Here is a 13848-nt window from a genome sequence, read left to right as displayed (position 1 = left end):
TGCGCCATGACGGGGGTGGGATCGCGCGGAGGTGTGCGGTCCTCCATGGCCGTCGCGACGAGCGGGGCGCCGACGCGCTTCGAGATCGGCTGGAGCACCACCAGCATCCGGTCGAAGCCGTCGATGCGCACCCGCACCTCGTCGCCCGGTCGCACGGGCTGCGCCGCCTTCGCGCGCTCGCCGCCGACGCGCACGTGCCCGGCGCGGCAGGCCGTGGTCGCGGCCGAGCGGGTCTTATAGATCCGCACCGCCCAGAGCCAGGCGTCCACGCGCACCGTCTTGCCGGCGGTCGAGGAATCGGTCACGTGGTCACCACCGGCGTGGGGATCGGTCGCCGCGCGCGGACGCTGACGAGCACGCCCGCCGCGATGAGGCTTTGTCCCAGGCAGTACGTCAGCATGACGAGCGGGCTCGTCCAGTCCGGCATCGCGTCAGGCAGGAACAGCCGGAACGCGAGGACCGAGTCGGAGGCGAGGAAGAACACGCCGCCCCACACGACCAGCGGGTGGCACCGGGATGCCGCTACCGCCGTGCCGCCCAGCACGAGCCCGTAGAGCGCGACGGCGACGGCGAGCCCGCCGAGATGCGGCCACAGCACCGCGAGGAGCGCGATCCACCAGAGGGCGTAGACGGCCGCCCACGGCGGCACGCGCCGGACGGCGAGCATCCTCCAGAACAGCCAGATGTAGCAGAGGTGGGCGAGTCCGAAGAAGAGCAGCATCGCGGGCACGGTGGGCAGCCACGGCAGGAAGGCGCCTGCGCCGTCACCGAGCCATGACAGCCCGAGCGCCGCGACGAGGAGCGTGTGCGCGCGGGTCCAGCCGGAACCGCTCACGCCCCACACGACGGCGACGACGAGGAGCGGCATCAGCGCGAGCTTCGTGGGCTCGGCGATGGCCGTCGCGCCCACCGCGAGAGCCGTCACGTGCACGAGTGACACCGCGATGTACGGCACGAAGCCGAGCCACAGCCGACGCATGGTCCTCCTCGAGATGCAGGCCGACCTTCATCGTCGCACGGCGGAGGCTGCTTCCAGCGAGAGTGGGCGCGGGTCACTCCGCGAGTTCGAGTGAGACGATCGCGAGGTGGGGCTGCGGGCGCGCGACCTCACGGAAGCCGGCGTCCTCGAACGTGGACAGCACGCCGTGGTAGAGGTCGTTGACGGGAATCTTCTTGCCGGCGCCGGGATCGAGTGGGTAGGCCTCGATGACACGTGCTCCGCTGCGACGGGCGTAGTCGATCGCTGCGTCCAGGAGGCGTGCGTTGAGGCCCTGTTTGCGGTGGTCTTTGCGGACCACGAAGCAGCTGACCGTCCACACCGAGTCGTCGTCCCACGGCTCTTCGGAGTGCGCGGCGAGGGTGCGCGTGCGGCTGATGCGCACTTGGCGTGTGCGGGGTCCGACCCGCACCCAGCCCGCGGCCTCGCCGTCGACGTAGGCGATGAGGGCCGGCGGCGGCCCGGCGTCGATCTCGTCGCGCAGCCGCCCCTCGCGGTCCTCCCGCGACGTCTTCTGCCACTCGCTGTTCGGCATCATCCACCACTGGCACTGGCAGCCGTATCCGTCGCCCCCGCCGCTGAGCGCGTGCTGGGCGTCGTCGAAGCGATCTGCGGTGGCCGGTTCGATGGTGATCGTGGTCATGCCGTGACGCTAGCCCGTCCCGCCGACACCGGCAAAGGACCCATGGATGCCACGCCCGGGTGCACGCCGGTTCGCGAGCCCACCGCGGAGCGGGTAGGATGGGGGAGTTGTCCGCGCGCAAGCGGGGGCCTCGGGATGTGGCGCAGCTTGGTAGCGCACTTGACTGGGGGTCAAGGGGTCGCAGGTTCAAATCCTGTCATCCCGACGGAAAAGCTGTCAGGAGAACTGATGGCAAGAACGTCGGAAAACGAGAAGGGCACTGGCTTCGAGCCGGTGCCCTTTTCCTTTTCTGAAGTCTTTGTCGACGGCCGAGCCCACCAGGCATGCCGGCTGGCCTAGCGAGTTGCGCGGTACTGCACGGCGGTGTTGACGCCGATGGCTGTCACCGCAGCCGCGAGGGCGAGAAGTGCGACCGGAAGCCTGCTTGTCGCCCCGAAGAGCAACGGGAGGGCGATGCCGAACCAGGCGCCGACGGCCAGGAACAGGGCGAACAGAGTCCAGAGCACGTATCCGACGACTGCTCTGGTAGTTGAACGGTTGTCTGTCATGGCTTTCCAATCGAGTGACTACGTGATCGAATCTGACAGGTTTCCTCGTCGTCGAGGTGGGCGCGTGCGATGGTCTTTTGCGCGAATGGCCGATTCCTTACAGACCTTCTCCGTCGCCTCGTTTCTGAGTGTTCTGGCGGTGAGCGGCAGGTTACGGTGTCCGTAGAAGCGGCCCTCGCCCGACCGGATGATCATGTTCGACACCGTTGATTTCACTCGCGACCTTGGTGGTCTCGGTGTGGTCTTGTGGTGTCGCGCGTGATGATGTCGGACCGGCTGGTGCGGCTTGTGTCGTCGAAGCCCGACCCTGCGGCTCAGAAGGAAGCCGCGTTCTCGGCCTTGTTCGAGCAGTTCTGGGCTCGGGTGAAACGGCACATTGAAGCGTTCGTCGACGATGGGGAAGAGGTCGACGAACTGGTATCGGACGTGTTCGGGGTGGCGTGGGAGAAGCTCAAACCGGACCGGCCGATGGAGTTGCCGTGGCTGCTGCGCACCGCGGACAACAAGGTGCGGGATCGGGACCGTCGGGCGCGGTCCCGGTCTCGTGCCATGGAGGCACTGGTGCGGGGAGCGGCAGTGCAGCCCGGCTCGCTGGATGACTTGGACAAGGTGGCCGTGCGGGATGCGGTGGCTGCTCTTTCCGGTCACGAACGGCGGGTGGTGATTCTGACGTACTGGGATGAGCTGTCCGCTGGGGAGATCGCAGAGACGTTGCGGTGCAGTCAGGGGTCGGTGTGGACGACGCTGAGTCGCGCACGGCGGAAGCTTCGGGAGCAGTTGGGGTTGACGGCGGACGGGGGTGAGGGCGATGGATGACGACGATGACCGGCTGACAGCGATGCTGCGGGCTTCGAATCCGGCACGCACGCCGCTGGATGCTGGGCCGGATGCGGCGGCGCTCGCGGTTCGTGACCGGATCATGGGCGCCGGGAGTGCCCGTCCGCGCGCGCTTCCGCGAGTGATGTGGGCGGCCGCTGCGGCGTTCGTGGTCATCGCCGTTGCAGCGGTGTCGATCCTTATCCCGCGTGCGCCCGCGGCGGCGGTGACACCCACCCCGATCGCTTTCACCGACGGCGGCGCGATCGGGGAGGTTGTCCGCATGGCCGAGGAGAGGTTGGCTACGACTCCGGGACCTCGTTCCCCATCGAGGTTCGCGCGGTCGGAATCCTGGGGCTTGTCGGTCGACGTGGACGAGCAGCGGTCTGAGATCGTCCCGCAGGTGATGACCTTGGAGTGGAACGCCGACCTGTCGGGCAGCATGACGGTTGTGGCGGGAGAGCCCTACTGGCCTGCCGGTGTCGCCCGACAAGGCGAGGGAGCGACCACCCCGCCGGGCGAGACCCTCTCGGAGATGGAGTTCGCAGCCGGGCAGTGGGACACGCCTGTGGTCGATCTCCCTGGCTCATCCCGAGAAGACATGCTGGCGCTGCTGACCGCGTTCGGGATGCCGGAGTCCCCGACGGCGAGTGACGTGATCCAGGCCGTGACAGGCGTGTTCGAGCAGTGGACGCTCACCAACGAGCAGCATGGGCAGCTGCTGCGTATCCTCGAGGATGCCGGCGGGATGACCGTCCTCGGGTCGGGAACTGACCGCGCCGGCCGAGACGTCGTCGGCGTCGAAACGAAGTCGATCTTCCCGGGTGTGGAGGACCTGGTGCTGATCTCTGCGGAGACGGGACGCATCGTCGGCGTCGAGTCGACTCGTCTGACTCCGGACGGGATCGTCCCGGCCGGGGCGGTGATCTCCTACCGGATGTGGGGCACCGACTGATCGGAAAGTGGTGATGGATGGGTAGCTCACTCGCAGGTCTCGCAGCGATCGGGGCGGCAGCTGCCGTGTTGATGGGCGCGTTGGGGGTGGCGCAGAGCGCGTCGGCTTCGACCGGGGAGGTTGTCCCGGAGCCCAAGATCGCCGCCGTCATGGCGGAGGTGCCCGGCGGGGTGCTCCTCGACGAGAATCACGCGGTGTGGCCTGAGCTCGGGATGGCGATGGAGACGCCGGCAGGAGTGAGCGCGCGGACGGTCGGCGGCTGCGCGACCGGCAACGTGTGCGTCTTCGACGGATATGGAGCCCAGGGGGCGAAGCTGTCGTGGAGCTCCTGTGGGATTCCGACCGTCTCCGCGTTCACGGTCCGGTCCATCGCGAACGACCGGTCGACGGGATACGCACAGGCACGGTCGGGGACGACGGTTCGCGCCACTGCCTACGCAGGCAGCTACGCGAACGTCTACGGGTCTGTGGACAACGTGCGTTGTGTGAGCTGACGGCTCTTACGCGAGCCCGTCGCGAGCAACGACCCCGCCGGCGACGGTCGCCGCTCGGGTGTCGCCTGTATGGCGTACGGTTTGTTCACCAACCAGGCATGACACGAACCGGGGTGGTCCGCTGATGAAATCGTTCCGACCGATCCCGGGCGACCCATGGCCGCACGACATGTCGATCACCGTCGAGGATCGACCGCACCAGCTGCTCGAGCTGCTGTGGCTCCGGGAGGCGTACGCGCTCCATCCGGATGGTGACGATGTTCCGCCCCTGCTGGTGGAAGCGCCGGCGCCGGCGGCCATGGTCATCGACGATGGAACGCGGGCGACTTGGCAAGCCGCGTGGCCTCGGATCTGGCATGCCGTCGCCGAGCACGCTGGCCGGGACCTCGATCCCCGGCTGTTCGACGCGATCCGCGATCAGCCCGCGGGTTCGGCAGAACGGGAAGCGATACTGCGCGGCATGTTCGGTCCCACCTGGGATGACGAGTTCGGACGGGATGCGCTGGACGATCCATCGCTTCGCGTGTGGGACGAGAACGGAATGAGAGCGCTGAACGCGTCCCGGCCGAGGGCTTTCGAGGACATCCCGGAGCGACGCGACCTCGATGCGCTCGTCCCGGCGTGGCGTGCCGGCCTCACCAAGATCGTGACCATACCCAGCAGGGGAGAGCACACCCGCAGGCTCGGCCCGAACTCGCTCCTCATCACCGCGTCCACGCGCGAAGACAGCGACCGGTACCGCCGTGCGCTCGGCTCGTTCGAGCGGCTCTGACGTTGACGCGGGCGTGAGCGACGCGTTGTCGCCGTAGCGGCAGCGTCCATCGACTACCCCCGACGAGGATTCGCGGGCGGGGGCGGAGCCGCTTCGCCGTCCCGGCATCCGTCCCGCGCGGTCAGAGCACGCTGGCCAGCTGGTCGAGGTCGTCGTTCGGCAGGACGTCGGCGACGGCGGCGACCGCGGTGCTCACGAGGCGAGCGCGCCCCGAGATGACGTTGAGGAACGCGGTGTCGGCGGCATCCCTGCCGGTGGCGATCCTCACGAGGGTCGATCGCGGCGCGAGCGTCGTCGCATCGACCGCCCGCCAGGCACCGTCCACCCATGCCTCGGCGACCGCGTGGAAGTCCATCGGATCGAGTCCCGGCGCGTACACCGCGACCGACCGGGCCGGCACCCCCTGCGCGCGCAGCAGCGCCACGCATAGGTGGGAGTAGTCGCGGCAGACGCCGCGCCGGGCGAGCAGCGTGCGCACCGCGCCGTCGGTCGGGAGGGAGGATCCCGGCACATAGCTCAGGCGCGTGCCGACCCACGACGACACCGCGGTGAGCAGCTCGGCGGCACCCTGGATGCCGCGGAACTCGGCTGCGGAGGTCTCGGCGAGCGCGTCGGACTCGGAGTACCTGCTGGGGCGCAGGTAGGTGAGGAGCTCCACGTCGTCGCGGGTCGCCGGCGTCGCCTCGCCCTCGATGGTCGCGTCGTAGCTCATCACCAGCTCGCCGATGCCGCTCTCCACTCGGTGCAGCCGCGTGGAGTGGACGTCGGTCAGCTCGGCGATCGAGACGGGTGCGCCGTCCAGCGTCGCGGTGATGCGCTCCGCGCTCAGTTCGTAGACGCCGGCCGCCGCGATCGAGAAGACCAGGTCGGCGGGCTCGGTGATGTCGAGGACGATGGTGCTGGTGACCGTGCGCTGCATCTGCCCAAGCCTGCCCTGAACGCCGCGAGAAAGCGAAAGTGACGGCGAACGCTCAGGTCCAGGCGGTGTCGATCGGGATGTCGTGGCCGAGGACGTTGGCCGCCGCGCGGTGGCCGGAGTACAGCGCCGCGGTCACGGTGGCGGGGTCGTCGGTCCAGGTCGCCTCGCCGGCGAGATGCAGGACACCGCCGATCGGCGTCGCGAGGTCGTCGTGGTCGGACGTCGTCGAGCCCACGGTCATGTAGGCGTACGACCCGTACGACCACGGGTCGTCCTGCCAGTCGGTGACATGCACGTACGTCGGATTCTCGACGCGATCGCCGTACAGACGCCGCAGCTGCACGAGGATCGACTCCACGATCTCCTCCTCGGTCCAGTCGCGCGTCTCGACGGCCGCAGGTCCGGCGGCGAACGTCAGCAGTGTGGGGGTGTCGTGCAGTGCGGTGAGGTCGTACCAGGAGTGCCACCACCGGCTCTCGGGCCCCTGCTGCCGGATCGCGTAGACGCCGTCGTCCCAGAACCTGGTGGGGAAGCGCAGGAACACCTTCTCGAAGGCGTTCATGCGCAGCCGGCCCAGCGCACCGGCCACCGGCTCGGGGAGCGGAGGCTCGATGACGAAGTCATCGGACTGCAGCACCCCGACCGGCACGGTGACGACGGCGGTGTCGGCCGAGAACGCTCCATGGTCGGTGGTGACGACGACCCCCTCCGCCGACCACTGCACGCGCGAGACGACATGGACGAGGCGGATGTCGATGCCCTCGGCCAGCCGCCGGGGGAGACGGTCGTACCCGTCGGGGAAGACGACCTCGTCGCCGTCGATCGAGTCGTCGTCGAGGCCGTGGGCGGCGAGATCCTCGATCCAGGCCCCGTACTGCTCCTCCGAACGGTGCTCGAGGTACTCGCGCACGCGCTCGGTCCGTTCGGCGTCCCAGCCCTGCGCCGCGAGCGCGGTCTCGGTGACGTCGCGGTAGGAGGCGTCGGGAGCGGATGTCGCCACCACGTCGAGCAGGGTGGCATCGAGCGCGTGGATGTCGTCGACGAACGCCTGCGTCGCGGCATCCGTCAGGCGAACGCCGTCAGGGCCGTAGTACGCGATCGGACGACTGTCGGGCTGGTAGCCGCCGACGGTGAACTCGAGGGTGCGCATGCCGAACGCCTCGGCCGCGGCGGCGACGGGGGAGTCCGTGATGCCGTGGATCCAGGACGCACCCATGTCGGTGACGAGTCCGAAGCGACGGTCGGTCGAGACCCGGCCGCCGACGCGGTCGCGCGCTTCGAGCACGACGACATCGCGCCCGGCCTCGACGAGCAGGCGGGCCGCAGTGAGCCCCGCGACCCCTGCGCCGACGACGATCGTGTCGAAGTGATCCATGTGCACCGTCCTCCCGCTCGCGCAGCACCGCGCGCTCCGACGTTATCGGCACGGCGGCGGGGGCGCGAATGGAATCCGGTCGGGACACCGCCCTACCCCTCGTCGAGGCCCAGTGGGACGATGAACCATGGGGACTGGGGCCGAGCACTTCGACGACACTGGCGACGCCCGCAGCGACGCGGCGCTCGCCCGCCGACTGCAGATCCTCGCGACCGAGCACTGGGGACTGCTCGCCGCACGCAGCACCGCGCAGAGCGAGGTGCTCACCCGCATCACCATCTACCTCACGCTGGTGTCGGCGGGGCTCGTCACCATCGGCCTGCTCGGGCAGGCCACCGAATTCGGATCCTGGTTCCCGGTCGCCGCGCTCGCGATCCTCGGCTTTCTGACCGTGGTCGGCCTGCTGACGCTGATCCGCATGCTCACGGTCTCCGAAGAGGACATGATGTTCGTCCTCGCGATGAACCGGATCCGGGGTGGCTACGCGGACGTCGACCCGACGGCGGCCGAGTACTTCCTCGCCTCGACCCACGACGACGCCGTCGGAATGACGGTCACCTATTCCTTCCTCCGGTATCGCGGCGGGCTGGAGCAGGTGCTCGGCTCGTCGCTGATCATGAGCGCCCTGGTCACCGGGTCGGTGGGCGGGATGTTCGCCGGAGGCCTGTGCGCCGCGGTGGGCATGCCCACCGGCGGGGCCGTGACCATCGGGGTCATCGTGGGACTCGGCATCGTCGCCCTCACCGCCTGGTACGGCGGCTACCGCTTCATGGGCGTCTGGAAGACGTACACCCCGCGGCGACCGAGCGCGGGGCCTCCGGCGCAGTGGGGACCGCGCTGAGGCCTCCGCCGCGTGAGACCGTGAGAGTGTGGTGCCCGTGGCATCGCCTGCTCCGCTCCCGTCGCACGGCCCGGCGCTCATCATCCGCCAGGAGGAGCGAGCGGATGCCGAGGCCGACCTCGAGCGATCTGTCGAGCTCCTGCGGGCCGTCGCCACGGGCGTGATCGCGCACGATCGGGTGGTGCGGCTGTATGCCCCCGCGCCGACGGTCGCCATGAGCCGGCGCGAGAGCCGCCTGCCCGGATTCGCCACGGCGAGCCGGGCGTCGATCGCGCACGGCTTCGCGCCGGTCATCCGCCCTACCGGCGGTCGCGCCGTCGCCTATGACGAGACGTGCATCGTGTTCGACGTGGTCACCCGCGAGGAGGACGGCGCCATCGACCAGATGCGGTTCTTCAAGGAGATCGGCGATGTGCTCGCCGCGGCGCTGCGCGGGCTCGGCGTCGACGCCCGGGTCGGGGACGTGCCGGGGGAGTACTGCCCGGGCGAGTTCAGCATCAACGCGCGCGGCGCGGTCAAGCTGGTCGGCACCTCGCAGCGGGCGGTGCGCGGTGCGCGGCTGCTCAGCGGGATGCTGCCGCTCGCCGGGGTCGAGCGGTTCGCCGACGTGCTCCTCGCCGTGAACGGGGCCCTCGGACTCGACTGGGACCCGGCGACCTTCGGGAGTCTCGGCGCGGAGACGTCGGGGCTCCCGCGCGCCACGGCGGAGGACGCCCTGATCGCGGCGCTCGCCGGACGCTGATCGGCCGGTCAGCCGTTGGTCGACCCGAGCGGCTGCGGGATGCCGCCGCCGGCGGGACGCAGGGTGCGGGCGTAGTCCTCCTTGAGGACCGCGAGATGGAACCAGGCCTCGACGTTCGCCACGCCGGGGATCGCCCTGATGCGCTCGAGGCTCGCGTACAGGGCGCCGGCGGACGGCTCGACCAGCGTGGTGACGACGTCGAAGCGCCCGAGGGTGCGCGCGGCGAAGTCCACGCCGCGCCAGGTGCGCAAGGCTTCGGTCACGCGGTCGTCCGCCCCGGCGAGGTTGAGGCCGACGCCCATCGAGAGCTGCCGGTGCGCGAGCCCGCGGGCTTCGACGGCGCTGATCTTGATCACCCCGCCGTCGACGAGCCGCTGCACCCGCGTCGTCACGGCCGAGGGCGAGAGGCGCACGGCCTCGCCGAGTGCTCGGTAGCTCTTGCGGCCGTCGCGCTGCAGCTGCTCGATGAGGGCGGTGTCGATGGCATCGATGGTGACGTCGCCGTGGTACTCCGAGACGAAGAATCCCTTGACGACGTCGGTGTAGATGAGGGTGTTGATGTCGGCCACTCCCGGGAGCGCTCGGATCTGCGCGAGCAGGTCGTGCAGGGCGGGCATCGATCCGAGCCGGACCTCGGTCACGAGGTCGTGGGCGCCCCCGACGGCCGACACGAGCACCGTCTCGCCGAGCCCGCGCAGGTGCTGCGCAACGGGTTCGACGCCACCACGGGTGCGGATGGAGACGTGCGCGAGCACGTGCTGCCCGAGGAACACCGGGTCGACGGCGGCGACGACCCGCACGGTGCCGTCTGCCAGCATCGCGTTCAGGCGCGTCGAGACCGTGGCACGCGACTGACCCAGCCGGCCGGCGAGGGAGTGGATGCTGGCGCGGCCGTCGGTCTGCAGCTCGCGGATGAGTTCGGCGTCGAAATCCATCCCGATCCTCGATTCATCGATTTTCCCGAGATCGCACGCTCTCGTGCGCAGAAGTCGAGTCTACGGCGAACTTCGCCGGACGCGTCGCGATGATCTGCGTATGAAAGCGCACAGAACGCCAGTGAGAGGCGCTCAAGGCTGGAGTTCTGCCCTTGCCCGCGGCATCCGTTCGTCTCTAACATCCAATCCATCCCGACACATCCGCAAAGGAGCGGCCATGACTACGACCAGCAGCAGGGCGCGGCGCGCAGGAATCGCCGCGTTCGTCGGCACCACCATCGAGTGGTACGACTTCTACGTCTACGCGACCGCCGCCGCGCTCGTGTTCGGACCCCTGTTCTTCCCCAGTGGCGACCCGCTCGCCGAGACGGCGGCGGCGTTCGCGACGTTCGCCGTGGCGTTCCTCGTCCGCCCCCTCGGCGGCATCATCTTCGGCCACATCGGCGACAAGCTGGGACGGCGCGTGTCGCTCGTGATCACGCTGCTGCTGATGGGCATCTCGACCGTGCTCGTCGGCTGCCTCCCGACCTACGAGACGATCGGCATCGTCGCGCCGATCCTGCTGATCCTGCTGCGGGCGATGCAGGGCCTCGCCGTCGGCGGCGAGTGGGGCGGCGCGGTGCTGATGAGCGTCGAGCATGCGCCCGCCGGCAAGAAGACCTTCTACGGCGGCTTCACGCAGCTGGGCAACCCCGCCGGCGCGCTGCTGGCCTCGGGCATCTTCGCGATCATGTCGCGCTTCGGCGACGACTTCATCATGAACGGCGGATGGCGCATCCCGTTCCTCCTCTCGATCGTGCTCATCGCCGTCGGGTTCTGGGTGCGCTACCGCGTCGAGGAGTCGCCGGTGTTCGAGCAGAAGGTCGAGGGCCGCAAGCAGAGCATGCCGCTCGCCTTCGCGCTGCGCGTCAACTGGAAGCCGATCCTCCTCGGCATCGGCGTGCTGCCCATCTCGACCGGCGGCTACTACCTCGCGACGACGTTCGCCACCGCCTACGCCACCAGCGAGCCGATCAGCATGAGCCCGCAGCTGATCCTCGACGCCATGACGATCGCGTCGTTCATCGAGTTCGTGGTCACCCTGCCGGTCGCGTGGCTCGGCGACAAGTGGGGCCGCAAGAACGTCATGTACATCGGTCTGGTGACCTCGGTGCTCACCTTCGTGCCCTTCATGCTGGTGCTGCCGGGCAAGGTCGAGCCGGTGATCTTCCTGATGGCGTCGCTCGTGCGCATCGCCATGAGCGCCACTTACGCGCCGATCGCCGCGATCCTCGCGCAGATGTTCCGGCCGCAGGCGCGCTACACGTCGATCGCGCTGTCGTACGGCGTCGGCGCGGCGATCTGGGCCGGCTTCTCGCCCTGGTTCGCGACGCAGCTCATCGCGTGGACGGGCAGCATCTGGTCGGTCATCGCGATGTTCACCGGCATGGCCTTGCTGGCAGGTATCTGCACCCGCCTCGCCCCGCAGCACTCCGACGAGGCCCCCGTGACGGATTCCTACACGCCGCGCACCGACACGACGACCGCCCGGACCGCCTGAGTCCGGCTCGGCACCGCCCCCGGCACGACCGACCCTGAGGAAGACATGCGCAAGCTCGCTCCGTTCGACCGCCCCGCACAGCAGACCCCGCGTCTGCTGACGGCCGCTGCGATCCACACCGTCGACGCGCTCGACCGCACCGCCACGGCGATGCTCACCGACCGCGGCCGGATCGTCGCGATCGGCACCGCGGCGGAGTGCCGGGATGCGGCAACCGCCGCCGGCCTCGAGCCCGAGGCCGTCGACCTCGGCGACGCGGTGGTCGTGCCGGGGTTCGTCGACGCGCACGCGCATCCCCTCATGTACGGGCAGCTCATGACGTGGGTCGACTGCGGACCAGAGAAGGCCGGCAGCATCCCCGAGATCGTGGCGCTGCTGCAGGCCGCCGCGGCCGACCTGCCCGAGGGACGGCCGGTGCGCGGCTACGGCTACGAGCACCGCAACCTGGCGGAGCAGCGGCATCCCACGCGATTCGAACTCGACGAGGTCGCGAGCGACCGCGAGGTCTACCTCATGAACGCGTCGGGGCACGGTGGGGTCGTGAACTCGTACACGTTCGCGCGGAACGGCATCGATCGCGACACCCCGAACCCCGACGGCGGCGAGATCTTCCGCGACGCCGACGGCGAGCTGACGGGGGAGATCTCGGATGCCGCGTGCAACATGCTCACGGGCGTGCACGGCGTGAAGATCGGCCATCACGGCCCGAACTTCCACCTCGCCGACGAACCGGAGGAGCACCTGCGCCAGCTGGATGCCGCGACGCAGCGCTTCCTCGCCGGGGGAGTGACGACGCTCGGCGACGCGCAGGTGTCGCGCCGCGAGTTCGACATGTACCTGCGCCTCGCCGAGGCCGGGCGGCTGGAGCTGCGCGTGTCGATGTACCTGCTGTCGCACCTGCTCGACGAGGCGCTCGAGATGGGGCTGGTCGGACAGTTCGGCAACGCGCACCTGAGCTTCGCGGGCATCAAGCTGTACGCCGACGGCACCCTCGGCGGCTGGACCGCCTACTTCCCCGACGGCTACGTCGGCGACCCGTGCCGCACCGGCCAGCTGTACCACGAGCCCGCCGAGTACGCCGAGCTCATCCGGAAGGCCCACGCGGCGGGGCTGCAGACGGCGACGCACGCGCAGTCGCCGACGGCGATCGAGATGGTGGTCTCCGCGATCGAGGCGGCACTCGCCGAGCGACCCGACGACGACGCACGGCACCGCATCGAGCACTGCGGGCTGCCGACACCCGAGCAGATCCAGCGCATGGCGGCGGCCGGCATCCGTCCGGTGAACCAGACCCAGCACTACTTCAACTGGGGCGAGGGAGTCGAGCAGGCGATCGGCACGCCGGGCGAACGGTTCAACCCGCTGGGCGAGTTCGAGGCGGCAGGGGTGCCGTTCACGATCTCGTCGGACGCGCCGGTCGCCGAGCCGATCCCGCTCGAGGCGATCCAGACGGCCGTCACGCGCGTCACCCGCCGCGGGCACAAGCTCGGACCCGACGACCTGCGCGTCTCGGCGCGGGCCGCCCTGCGTGGGCACACGATCGAGGGGGCCGTGTCGCTCGGTCGCGAGGACGACCTCGGCTCGCTCGAGGTCGGCAAGCACGCGGACTTCGCGGTGCTCGGCGGCGACCCGCTGGCCGTGGAGGCGTCGGAGATCTCGCAGATCCCGGTGCTCGAGACGTGGGTCGGCGGCGTGCGCCGATTCGCGGCATCCTGAGGCGAGGGCTGACATGGACGCACACGACGACATCGCGGCGAGGTACGCCGACACCACGGGCCGGGCCGTGCTCGAGACCGTGCGCGCCTACGGCGTGACGGCGGTGTTCGGCATCCCGGGGACGCACAATCTCGAGCTGTACCGGCCGCTGGCCGACCTCGGCATGCGTGCGGTGACGAACCGCCACGAGCAGGGCTCGGGGTACGGCGCCGACGGCTGGGCCCAGCAGACGGGACTGCCGGGCGTGGTGATCACGACGTCGGGTCCGGGGCTGCAGAACGCGATGAGCGCCATAGGCACGGCGTTCTGCGAGTCGCGGCCGCTGCTCGTGATCTCGCCCGGCGTAGCGCTCGGCGCGGAGTTCCAGGACGTGGGCACGCTGCACGAGACCAAGGACGCGACAGCCATGGTCGGTGCGATCGCCGAGTGGTCGCGGCGTGTGACCAGCGCAACGGATGCCGTCGACGCCGTGCACGATGCCTTCGCGCTGTTCCGCACCGGGCGCCCGCGCCCCGTGCACATCGAGATCCCGCTCGACGTGCTGGAGGCGCCCGC

At 69.9% G+C, this 13848-nt stretch carries 16 protein-coding genes and 1 tRNA gene; 10 read left to right on the top strand and 7 right to left on the bottom strand.

Going from position 1 to position 13848, the window contains the following annotated elements:
* The 3 genes from VIP82_RS11150 to VIP82_RS11140 form a co-directional block, all read right to left on the bottom strand.
* A partial coding sequence (locus VIP82_RS11150; RefSeq protein ID WP_331908522.1) for an RNA-binding S4 domain-containing protein occupies positions 1 to 305 on the bottom strand: 305 nt, incomplete at its 3' end.
* The gene (locus VIP82_RS11145; RefSeq protein ID WP_331908520.1) at positions 302 to 979 is read right to left on the bottom strand and encodes a lysoplasmalogenase; all 678 of its coding nucleotides are present in this window, start codon (positions 977 to 979) and stop codon (positions 302 to 304) included. The genes VIP82_RS11145 and VIP82_RS11150, both read right to left, overlap by 4 nt.
* A gap of 73 nt (positions 980 to 1052) precedes the next feature.
* Positions 1053 to 1640, bottom strand: a complete 588-nt coding sequence (locus tag VIP82_RS11140; protein WP_331908518.1) for a GNAT family N-acetyltransferase — start codon at positions 1638 to 1640, stop codon at positions 1053 to 1055.
* A 131-nt stretch (positions 1641 to 1771) separates the two neighbouring features.
* Here VIP82_RS11140 and VIP82_RS11135 point away from each other — a divergent pair.
* Positions 1772 to 1845, top strand: a tRNA-Pro gene (locus VIP82_RS11135).
* A gap of 130 nt (positions 1846 to 1975) precedes the next feature.
* Here the strand turns inward: VIP82_RS11135 and VIP82_RS11130 are convergent.
* Complete coding sequence (locus VIP82_RS11130) at positions 1976 to 2188, bottom strand: hypothetical protein (protein ID WP_331908516.1); 213 nt, start codon at positions 2186 to 2188, stop codon at positions 1976 to 1978.
* A gap of 249 nt (positions 2189 to 2437) precedes the next feature.
* On the opposite strand from VIP82_RS11130, the gene VIP82_RS11125 reads away from it, so the two are divergent.
* The 4 genes from VIP82_RS11125 to VIP82_RS11110 all read left to right on the top strand — a co-directional run bounded on the left by VIP82_RS11125 (position 2438) and on the right by VIP82_RS11110 (position 5225).
* Complete coding sequence (locus tag VIP82_RS11125; protein ID WP_331908514.1) at positions 2438 to 3004, top strand: RNA polymerase sigma factor; 567 nt, start codon at positions 2438 to 2440, stop codon at positions 3002 to 3004.
* Positions 2997 to 3959 carry a hypothetical protein gene (locus VIP82_RS11120; RefSeq protein WP_331908512.1) on the top strand — a complete coding sequence of 321 codons (963 nt, stop codon included), beginning with the start codon at positions 2997 to 2999 and terminating at the stop codon, positions 3957 to 3959. The genes VIP82_RS11125 and VIP82_RS11120 overlap by 8 nt, the downstream gene beginning before the upstream one ends.
* Positions 3960 to 4024: 65 nt before the next feature.
* The gene (locus tag VIP82_RS11115) at positions 4025 to 4453 is read left to right on the top strand and encodes a hypothetical protein (protein ID WP_414684662.1); all 429 of its coding nucleotides are present in this window, start codon (positions 4025 to 4027) and stop codon (positions 4451 to 4453) included.
* Positions 4454 to 4622: 169 nt separating this feature from the next.
* Positions 4623 to 5225 carry a hypothetical protein gene (locus VIP82_RS11110; protein WP_331908510.1) on the top strand — a complete coding sequence of 201 codons (603 nt, stop codon included), beginning with the start codon at positions 4623 to 4625 and terminating at the stop codon, positions 5223 to 5225.
* A 121-nt stretch (positions 5226 to 5346) separates the two neighbouring features.
* Here VIP82_RS11110 and VIP82_RS11105 read toward each other — a convergent pair whose 3' ends face one another.
* Positions 5347 to 6144, bottom strand: a complete 798-nt coding sequence (locus VIP82_RS11105; RefSeq protein ID WP_331908508.1) for a transglutaminase-like domain-containing protein — start codon at positions 6142 to 6144, stop codon at positions 5347 to 5349.
* A gap of 52 nt (positions 6145 to 6196) precedes the next feature.
* A complete protein-coding gene (locus VIP82_RS11100) occupies positions 6197 to 7519 on the bottom strand; it encodes a flavin monoamine oxidase family protein (RefSeq protein WP_331908506.1) in 1323 nt (440 codons plus the stop codon).
* A 127-nt stretch (positions 7520 to 7646) separates the two neighbouring features.
* Between VIP82_RS11100 and VIP82_RS11095 the strand changes: the two genes are divergently transcribed.
* Positions 7647 to 8360: a hypothetical protein gene (locus VIP82_RS11095; protein ID WP_331908504.1), complete on the top strand. Its 714-nt coding sequence runs from the start codon at positions 7647 to 7649 to the stop codon at positions 8358 to 8360.
* 37 nt (positions 8361 to 8397) lie between these two features.
* Positions 8398 to 9102: a lipoate--protein ligase family protein gene (locus tag VIP82_RS11090; RefSeq protein WP_331908502.1), complete on the top strand. Its 705-nt coding sequence runs from the start codon at positions 8398 to 8400 to the stop codon at positions 9100 to 9102.
* An 8-nt stretch (positions 9103 to 9110) separates the two neighbouring features.
* Here VIP82_RS11090 and VIP82_RS11085 read toward each other — a convergent pair whose 3' ends face one another.
* Positions 9111 to 10037, bottom strand: a complete 927-nt coding sequence (locus VIP82_RS11085; protein WP_331908500.1) for an Lrp/AsnC family transcriptional regulator — start codon at positions 10035 to 10037, stop codon at positions 9111 to 9113.
* 217 nt (positions 10038 to 10254) lie between these two features.
* Here VIP82_RS11085 and VIP82_RS11080 point away from each other — a divergent pair, with 217 nt between their 5' ends.
* The 3 genes from VIP82_RS11080 to VIP82_RS11070 form a co-directional block, all read left to right on the top strand.
* Complete coding sequence (locus VIP82_RS11080; protein ID WP_331908498.1) at positions 10255 to 11577, top strand: MFS transporter; 1323 nt, start codon at positions 10255 to 10257, stop codon at positions 11575 to 11577.
* Positions 11578 to 11622: 45 nt separating this feature from the next.
* Positions 11623 to 13293, top strand: coding sequence for an amidohydrolase (locus tag VIP82_RS11075; protein WP_331908496.1), 1671 nt, complete (start codon positions 11623 to 11625; stop codon positions 13291 to 13293).
* 13 nt (positions 13294 to 13306) lie between these two features.
* On the top strand, positions 13307 to 13848 hold a 542-nt coding region (locus VIP82_RS11070), incomplete at its 3' end, for a thiamine pyrophosphate-binding protein (protein ID WP_331908494.1).

Source organism: Microbacterium sp., assembly GCF_036566905.1.
GTDB lineage: Bacteria > Actinomycetota > Actinomycetes > Actinomycetales > Microbacteriaceae > Microbacterium.
The sequence above is the reverse complement of the archived record's forward strand: the minus strand, read 5'-3'. Positions and strand labels throughout refer to the sequence as shown.

What these genes read in the sequence shown, in the direction of transcription:
- VIP82_RS11105 (WP_331908508.1), bottom strand. Translation starts at nt 6,144, where the DNA reads ATGCAGCGCACGGTCACCAGCACCATCGTCCTCGACATCACCGAGCCC.
- VIP82_RS11130 (WP_331908516.1), bottom strand. Translation starts at nt 2,188, where the DNA reads ATGACAGACAACCGTTCAACTACCAGAGCAGTCGTCGGATACGTGCTC.
- VIP82_RS11110 (WP_331908510.1), top strand. Translation starts at nt 4,623, where the DNA reads ATGTCGATCACCGTCGAGGATCGACCGCACCAGCTGCTCGAGCTGCTG.
- VIP82_RS11145 (WP_331908520.1), bottom strand. Translation starts at nt 979, where the DNA reads ATGCGTCGGCTGTGGCTCGGCTTCGTGCCGTACATCGCGGTGTCACTC.
- VIP82_RS11120 (WP_331908512.1), top strand. Translation starts at nt 2,997, where the DNA reads ATGGATGACGACGATGACCGGCTGACAGCGATGCTGCGGGCTTCGAAT.
- VIP82_RS11085 (WP_331908500.1), bottom strand. Translation starts at nt 10,037, where the DNA reads ATGGATTTCGACGCCGAACTCATCCGCGAGCTGCAGACCGACGGCCGC.
- VIP82_RS11140 (WP_331908518.1), bottom strand. Translation starts at nt 1,640, where the DNA reads ATGACCACGATCACCATCGAACCGGCCACCGCAGATCGCTTCGACGAC.
- VIP82_RS11075 (WP_331908496.1), top strand. Translation starts at nt 11,623, where the DNA reads ATGCGCAAGCTCGCTCCGTTCGACCGCCCCGCACAGCAGACCCCGCGT.
- VIP82_RS11080 (WP_331908498.1), top strand. Translation starts at nt 10,255, where the DNA reads ATGACTACGACCAGCAGCAGGGCGCGGCGCGCAGGAATCGCCGCGTTC.
- VIP82_RS11100 (WP_331908506.1), bottom strand. Translation starts at nt 7,519, where the DNA reads ATGGATCACTTCGACACGATCGTCGTCGGCGCAGGGGTCGCGGGGCTC.
- VIP82_RS11095 (WP_331908504.1), top strand. Translation starts at nt 7,647, where the DNA reads ATGGGGACTGGGGCCGAGCACTTCGACGACACTGGCGACGCCCGCAGC.